Source organism: Curtobacterium sp. C2H10 (genome assembly GCF_025407985.1).
GTDB lineage: Bacteria > Actinomycetota > Actinomycetes > Actinomycetales > Microbacteriaceae > Curtobacterium.
Genome location: NZ_JABXGF010000235.1, coordinates 1 through 244 on the forward strand (window position 1 = coordinate 1; position 244 = coordinate 244).

At 47.5% G+C, this 244-nt stretch carries 1 pseudogene; it reads right to left on the bottom strand.

Annotated features, from left to right (window positions below):
• A pseudogene (locus HWD93_RS18770) lies at positions 1-244 on the bottom strand (DNA-binding protein); the annotation flags it as partial.

Sequence of the window (244 nt, forward strand, 5' to 3'; positions counted from 1 at the left end):
GTGCGAATCCTTGGACAAAAGCAAGGTGTTCAGGTGTTCAATCTCCTGTTTCAGGTGACGAATGACCTGTTCACTCTGGTCAGCAGGGGCTGTATCACGCTGTTCAGAGACCTGTCCAGAATGGTGTTCACCCTTCTGTTGCTCAAATGGTCCAAAAACACGTAAAAGCTCTGACGTATCGACCATTTTTGCATTTCGTTCACCGCTACAGGTGGACAGCTCACCTGTTTTAATTAACCTGTGC